Origin of the sequence: Rhodococcus sp. 06-156-4, from assembly GCF_002259345.1 — a bacterium.
GTDB lineage: Bacteria > Actinomycetota > Actinomycetes > Mycobacteriales > Mycobacteriaceae > Rhodococcoides > Rhodococcoides fascians_E.
Genome location: NZ_NPGB01000012.1, coordinates 213,977 through 219,983, shown reverse-complemented (window position 1 = coordinate 219,983; position 6,007 = coordinate 213,977). Strand labels below are relative to the sequence as shown.

The 6,007-nt window shown below is 62.2% G+C and carries 9 protein-coding genes and 1 riboswitch; of the genes, 5 read left to right on the top strand and 4 right to left on the bottom strand.

Annotated elements, in window-relative coordinates; genetic code table 11:
• The 3 genes from CH290_RS31035 to CH290_RS08025 all read left to right on the top strand — a co-directional run bounded on the left by CH290_RS31035 (position 1) and on the right by CH290_RS08025 (position 1,428).
• Positions 1 to 108: a GDP-mannose 4,6-dehydratase gene (locus tag CH290_RS31035; RefSeq protein ID WP_349290518.1), complete on the top strand. Its 108-nt coding sequence runs from the start codon at positions 1 to 3 to the stop codon at positions 106 to 108.
• An 8-nt stretch (positions 109 to 116) separates the two neighbouring features.
• On the top strand, positions 117 to 1,085 hold the full coding sequence (locus CH290_RS08030; RefSeq protein WP_052083119.1) for a GDP-mannose 4,6-dehydratase: 969 nt from the start codon (positions 117 to 119) through the stop codon (positions 1,083 to 1,085).
• An 85-nt stretch (positions 1,086 to 1,170) separates the two neighbouring features.
• Positions 1,171 to 1,428, top strand: a complete 258-nt coding sequence (locus CH290_RS08025) for a hypothetical protein (protein ID WP_033188992.1) — start codon at positions 1,171 to 1,173, stop codon at positions 1,426 to 1,428.
• A gap of 54 nt (positions 1,429 to 1,482) precedes the next feature.
• Here the strand turns inward: CH290_RS08025 and CH290_RS08020 are convergent, their stop codons facing one another.
• From CH290_RS08020 to CH290_RS08005, 4 genes are all read right to left on the bottom strand, one after another.
• Positions 1,483 to 2,010, bottom strand: coding sequence for an AAA family ATPase (locus tag CH290_RS08020; protein WP_033188991.1), 528 nt, complete (start codon positions 2,008 to 2,010; stop codon positions 1,483 to 1,485).
• Positions 2,011 to 2,081: 71 nt separating this feature from the next.
• A complete protein-coding gene (locus CH290_RS08015) occupies positions 2,082 to 2,558 on the bottom strand; it encodes a hypothetical protein (RefSeq protein ID WP_230620946.1) in 477 nt (158 codons plus the stop codon).
• 116 nt (positions 2,559 to 2,674) lie between these two features.
• Positions 2,675 to 3,499, bottom strand: a complete 825-nt coding sequence (locus tag CH290_RS08010; RefSeq protein ID WP_094623455.1) for a hypothetical protein — start codon at positions 3,497 to 3,499, stop codon at positions 2,675 to 2,677.
• On the bottom strand, positions 3,496 to 4,035 hold the full coding sequence (locus CH290_RS08005; protein WP_141216191.1) for a hypothetical protein: 540 nt from the start codon (positions 4,033 to 4,035) through the stop codon (positions 3,496 to 3,498). Before CH290_RS08005 ends, CH290_RS08010 begins: the two co-directional genes overlap by 4 nt.
• Positions 4,036 to 4,205: 170 nt before the next feature.
• Positions 4,206 to 4,392, top strand: a riboswitch (cobalamin riboswitch).
• A gap of 70 nt (positions 4,393 to 4,462) precedes the next feature.
• Here CH290_RS08005 and CH290_RS08000 point away from each other — a divergent pair.
• Both CH290_RS08000 and CH290_RS07995 read left to right on the top strand, forming a co-directional pair.
• Complete coding sequence (locus CH290_RS08000; RefSeq protein WP_230620945.1) at positions 4,463 to 5,464, top strand: ABC transporter substrate-binding protein; 1,002 nt, start codon at positions 4,463 to 4,465, stop codon at positions 5,462 to 5,464.
• A gap of 326 nt (positions 5,465 to 5,790) precedes the next feature.
• On the top strand, positions 5,791 to 6,003 hold the full coding sequence (locus CH290_RS07995; protein ID WP_033188987.1) for a hypothetical protein: 213 nt from the start codon (positions 5,791 to 5,793) through the stop codon (positions 6,001 to 6,003).
• Positions 6,004 to 6,007 lie beyond the last annotated feature (4 nt).

Genomic DNA, 6,007 nt, shown 5'->3' with positions numbered 1-6,007 from the left:
ATCGGGGATGCCTCGAAGGCTCGCGATGTGTTGGGATGGAAGCCGAAGGTCGAGTTCCCCGAACTGGTGCGGATGATGGTCCGCAACGACATCAACGAAAACTCCTAGAGAACGGCGTGCGGTTGAGCAAGAAGGCTCTGATCACCGGTGTCACCGGTCAGGACGGCACGTATCTGAGCCAGCAACTGTTGGCCGACGGTTGGGATGTCTGGGGAACGGTGCAGCCGTCGACTCCCGCAACCAACACTCTCCCTGACGGGCACGCGATCCCGGTCGAGCTGAGCGATCCCTCTACCTGCAAAGCGGTAGTTGCTCGCGTCGAACCCGACGTGATCTTTCACTTCGCAGGGATCTCCTCCGTCGCGTATTCCTGGGACAACCCCGTCGAGACGGCACTCGTCAACGGAATCTCCGTCGTGTCATTGGCCGAAGAATTACTGCAGTTGCAGGAGAGAACGGGCACAGTACGACGACTGGTCAATGCCTCGAGCGCAGAGATCTTCGCCGGTTCCGGAAAGTCACCGCAGAACGAGCAGACTCGAATAGTGCCGACCTCCCCATACGGGACGTCCAAGGCCTTCAGTCATCACATGGTCCAGGTGTTCCGAACACGAGGACTACATGCCAGCAACGCGATCTTCTACAACCACGAGTCCCCGCAACGCCCGACACGCTTCGTCACGCGCAAGATCACCGCAGCCGCAGCAGCAATCGCCGACGGTCGGCAAAGCAGTCTCGAGCTAGGCAACCTAGACGCCAGGCGCGATTGGGGTTGGGCACCGGACTACGCACATGCCGCGCGGTTGATCGCCGCACATGCCGACGCCGGCGACTACGTGATCGCAACAGGCGAAGCGCACTCCGTGCGTGACTTCGTCGACGCCGCATTTCGTGCGGCCGGCATCGCAGACTGGTCACCGCTTGTCTCGAGCTCGGACGCGTACCAGCGGCCCACCGACTCGGCCGAAATGGTGGGAGACGCCAGCAAGGCTCACCGTGTGCTCGGATGGCGGCCGACCAAGACGTTCAACGACGTGGTCGCAGCCATGGTGCAACATGACATCGCGCTCCTCGCAGATCGTTAGAGATTAATTCGTCGGGATTCGAACCATCGCGTAGTCACCCGTTCTGCGGGAACATGTCATCACCCCAACCGAAAGAGGTGACACCATGTCCGATGCCCACACCGGCTACATCGATGACAACGTTCGTACCCTCGTTCGGTTGTGTGGCTACTCCCCCGAACGCGCGCGAGCCGAACTCACCGCCTTCTCCCACCGCGAAAAGGCGGGGTTAATCCCTGCCGGCCGAGCGCTGCAACTGTTGGCCGACGCTGTAGGAGTGGCCGACACCGTGGACGCCAACCGTCGTCAGTGGCGGGAGATTCTGCGGACGCCAGAGGGTGCGGGCTACTCGCTGGCCGCCTGACCGAGGCCTGCCGTCGCAACCTAGAGATGAATGGCACGCGGGCAAGAGGGCTAGTTACTGCCGAGACTGCAGTGCATCCGAGATGTAGTCGGCAACCGCGTCGGGATTGCGGTGAGTTGTATCGACCACGGTCGCTACGTCGTGCAGCCACGCGTCTGCCGCTTCGAAGTACGGATCCACATGGGCATAGCGAAAGGTCGATGGACCCATCACTTGGTCGTTCTCGATCCGTCGTCGAAGAGTCGGTTCATCGGTGTGCAGAACAAAGTGTTGGACAGCAATTCCGTGGAACGCGAGTCCGTCGCTGATCTCGCGCCAGTACTGCTCGATGAGGACCGTCATCGGCACGATCAGCGTCCCACCCGTGTATTCGAGTACCCGGCGAGCCGTTTCGACGACAAGCGGACGCCACAGCGGCCAATGCTGAAAATTATCGGTCGCGGGGAGGCCCGGCGAGATGTCCATCAACGTCTCGCCGACCTTTTCTGCGTCGAACACGCGCGAATCAGGCAAACGCTGTTGGAGAAGACGGCTGGTGGTCGTCTTCCCAGCACCGTGCGTGCCGTTGAGCCAGACGATCATGAAACCGACGTTACCTGCAGGCCGCCAGCATCGAAGGCATCATCGATGCTTGCGGCATGCTCGGGGCACTGTCAGGCGACGACGAATCTCACCGTATTCGCCAATGGATCGAGATACGTACTGCTCACTCCGTTGGTCGTGACTGTCATCGAACCGCCGCCCGAGGGCAAGGGAAAGGTGATCTCACCCGTCAACGGCTCGAACGCCCGCGATGCGAACGGGAGCAGAATCAGTCGGGTTCCGCTTCCTATGCCGTCCGTACCCGAGGCGGACCAGTAGTTCACGAAGATCGCGTTGTGGCACTCGCCAGTGAAGAACGGAAGCCACGACACCCGTACGGTCACCTGACCTGGACGATCGTGCGGCGTATGCACCGATCCGGTCAATTGCCCGCTGCACGGCACCGAGAAGTTCTCGCCGAGTGAATACGCCACCGGAAGCGGAGTGACCTCCGGATGATGAGCGTGCGCAAGCGCCGGCGCGCACATGAGCGTCATCGTCGCTGCACCGACGATGACGCCCAACCTCGTCATGGCTTTCTTGATCATGAGGACGGACACTACAGGCCGGACAATTCGGACTCTCGTTAACGCCAATCGCAGTCGAGTTCCGACGCCCACGACGACGCCGGTTCTCGTCGCTGCATCCCATTCGTTTCGAATGGTCAGTCTTGTCGGTAGCTGCCCTTATATCTCCATATTCTGTTGCGAGGCAACCGTATCCACGCTGTACTGACCGTCGTCCAGTCGCCGACTCCTGCCCACGGCCCGGACTTGCTGTGCGCGTAGCCCTGCGCTGAGGCGTCCGCGGCCGTGTCTGTGAGTGGCGGATGGGCAGTGAGCAGCCCAGCGAGTGACAGGTGTACAGCGTCGCCGTGCGTTGCTATAGCCTCCCAGTCCGGATAAAGGGTGTCGGAATCTCCGCGTGGGTGTTGTTGGAGCAGAGCGGCCCAGTCCGAGGCGCTGTCGATCCGGACAACATCCACGGCGTCGGGGTCGAAGTTCAACTCGTAAGTCTCTGCAGGAGCGTTGCTTTCGCGACTGTTGGTCCAGGTATCGAGATCGTCGGCCAGCGGTGTAGCGGTCCACAGTGCACCTGCTGGCAGAGTCTCGGATGCGCTTTTCCGGTTGGTGACGTGCGGTTGTCTGAGTTGCTCAACATAGCCCGAGTGGCGCTGAGGGCTCGTGAAGGTGTCGCGGTCGACCGTTGCGAGTTCGGCAGCAATCGCGTCCGCCATGGCGACCGTCCCCGGTTGGCGGGGGTCGATCGCCATGGCCTCGGACAGTCCTGAGCTGTAGAGATAGCCTCTGATATCGAGCTGAGCGGCGAAGATCAGGTCGCTCATGGACTGGGAGCGGAGATACTCGGCGATGCCGACCTCAGAACTCAGACGCGCGTATTCCTCGGCGAAGCCCGCCACGAAGGATCGACCGGGCGCTGTCGCGAGGAAGTCTGCCCCGTCCGGCCTCTGACCTCTTCGACCGGTCACACCGTGTCGTGTCGTCGTACGGCGTGGCCCGCGGCGCGGACCGAGAACAACAATCCGATCACAACGGCTCCCACGGCGTTGCTGGTGCGATAGTTCACCCTGTTCATGCAGAGCCGTTCCAGACGACCTTGCGAAATCGGTTGCTCCCTGACCACCAATTCGCCTGTTTCACCGTCGGTCTCACGCAACTCGTTGTCAGAAATTGGGTGCACGACCGAGCCGCATTCGACCCGGTAGTTCCCCACACTCTCGGTGGCTACCGCAAATGGAGTGAAGAGCGCCCACGCTGCAGCGATCAGTGCGGCGACGCCGATCAGACCGCAGGAGAGCGCCCACAGTTTTCCCCATTTCTGCGGCCGACGTACCCGCCACCAACAGTAGGTGGCACCGCCGCCGAGCACACCGAGCACGAGCCACCACTCCCAGTCTGTTCTGAAGGCGAACCGGTAGATCGACGCGAGGAGGATGACCCAGAACGCGGTTGTGAACCACCGAGGTCCCACCCTGGCAATCCGCTCGTGCATCTGCGAGGTCACGGGTACATCATGACCGATGGTCACATCGAACGGCGTTCTCCCTGTCGCTCAACGAAAAGCACGTTCGGCTGCGCTTCGCGCGCAATCGCGTCACAAGACCCGGATCGGCAGTCCGGGGTTCGTTGGGGTGCGGTCGAATTCACCACGCCGGAATGCTCTCTCGGCCGAAATGGTAAATTTCCTCCGCCAGCAGACTGCCTGGGGACAGGTGGTCAGGGAATCCGGTGGGAATCCGGAACTGACGCGCAGCGGTGAGAAGGACCGGCGGGGCAACACGCCACTGAGCACGAACGCTCGGGAAGGCGCCTCGTTGGGATGAATTCGAGTCCGAAGACCGGCCGGCAACGCTTCGCCGAAGGCGGAGTGTTCATACCGAGACGGACTCCGCGACCCGAGTCCCCGACGAAGCGAGCGTTCCTGCATGCGCATGAGCACACCCAGTTTCATCACCACCGTTCTCGCCGTCCTGATCGCCGGTTCGGCAGTTGCCTGTTCCGCGGACAGCGGCGACGCACCCACAGAGAACGGCGCCGCCGCGTCTGTGACCAACTGCGATCGAACGGTCACCATCGACGAACCCATCGAGCGAGCGGTTGCCGTCAATCAGCCCGCCGCCGAGCTACTGCTCGCGCTCGGCCTCCAGGACCGGATGGTCGGGTACGCAATCAGCGACGACGGTGTGCTTCCCGAGCTCCAAGACGCGCTTTCGCAAGTCGAACCCCTCGATGCCGAGTTCCCGTCGTTCGAAACCGTCCTCGATCGAGACCCGGACTTCGTCTACGCCACCTTCGACTACACCTTCACCTCCGAGGGCATCGCGAGCCGCGACCGGTTCGACGAGATGGGTGTTGCAACCTACCAATCTCCCAGCGAGTGCAGCGGGCAGGAAGCAGAACAGACACGACCGCTGACGCTCGACGACCTCTACGCGGAGATCGGTGAGGTCTCGGCTCTGTTCGGGGTCGAGGAACGCGGCGAAGAACTGGTTACGAGCTTGCGTGATCGGGCTGCCGAGGCGACCACGGATCTCGGTGCCGAGGACGTCAGCCTCGCCTGGTGGTACGCCGCCACCCGCACTCCATACCTCGCGGGCTGCTGCGGTGCGCCTGGACTCATGACATCGGCGGTGGGCGCCACCAACGCCTTCGCCGACAGCAATCAGTACTGGCCCGAGATCAACTGGGAGGCCGTCTACGACCGCGACCCCGACGCCCTCGTCCTTGCCGACCTCGACCGCGGTGGCGACGGAGACAGCGCGGCCGCCAAGATCGCTTTCCTCGAATCCGACCCCGTCGCAAGCCAGCTCACCGCCGTGAAGAACAAGCGCTACATCATTCTCGACGGCACCACCATGGATCCGTCCATCCGCAACGTCGGCGGCACCGAGCAACTAGCGGACGGGCTCCGTCGGTTCGGGTTGGCCGGATGAACTCACAGGAGATCCTGGCGAGCTGGGACGCGCAGCAAGCTGGCTGCACTCGTCGAAGCAGGACTGCAGCAGGACCAGAAGATCGGTAGGAAGCGGTTGTTCAGGTCAAGAGGACGTAGCAAGAAACTTGCCACACCTCGGGTACACGTAAAAATTCGGCCAAATCTTTGCATGTCATAACCCGGCCGGGCTCGACGTGCAGTTGCGTTGCCTCACGCTGACCGGGCCCGGCATTGATTCGCTCTACCACCTGGTGAATGCGCGCGGACGCCTCACGGAACTTGCGCTCGGCTTCTGCCGGTTACGAGTCCACTACGATGCGAGACATGTCCGATCACAGTGACGCCGCCACCAAAGTCCAGGCCCTGTCCGCTGAGCTACGGCAGTTGGACGAGCGGCGTATCACGATCGGTGCCGAGTTGGTAGACCTGCAGTTCGGGCTCGACGCCGAAGTGAAGATCGCCGCAACCTCAGTGCTGAACGACGAGTACTTCGGTCGGCTGTTCGCGCTCGCCGACGAGTTGAAGAAGGACCACTAGCACC